Here is a 448-nt window from a genome sequence, read left to right on the forward strand (position 1 = left end):
CCGAGTTCGAGACCACGACCGGCGGCACGTGGCGCATCGCCGGGTGCCGGGACTACTGGTCGAAGTACGAGCACCCGTGGCATGTGTCCCCGACCGCGAACCAGCACGACGCGATCGCCGCGATCGAGCTTGCCCTGGCCGACTACGAGGCGATGTTCGGCCGCCCCCTGATCGACGCGTGCGCCCGCGACGGCGACGGCAACGTCGTGCCCGCGGTGACGGTCGTGACGGACAACGGTGGCCCGTTCCGCTCGTTCCGGTTCGAGGCGTTCATCACCGCCCACCCCGAGCTGCGGCACGTGCGCACCCGGGTGCGTACGCCCGGGCAGAACGGGTCACGCGAACGCGGGTTCGGCTCGCTGAAGTACGAGCGGCTCTTCCTCGAAGAGATCGACGACGTCCTGTCCCTCGTCGCGCACGCCGACGACTACCGGGCCGAGTACAACAC

The 448-nt window shown here is 69.9% G+C and carries 1 pseudogene; it reads left to right on the forward strand.

Annotated features, from left to right (window positions below):
* Window positions 1–448 (forward strand): annotated as a pseudogene (locus GJV82_RS19265) (DDE-type integrase/transposase/recombinase); the annotation flags it as partial.

This window comes from Cellulosimicrobium composti, from assembly GCF_009711085.1.
GTDB classification, from domain to species: Bacteria; Actinomycetota; Actinomycetes; order Actinomycetales; family Cellulomonadaceae; genus Cellulosimicrobium; species Cellulosimicrobium composti.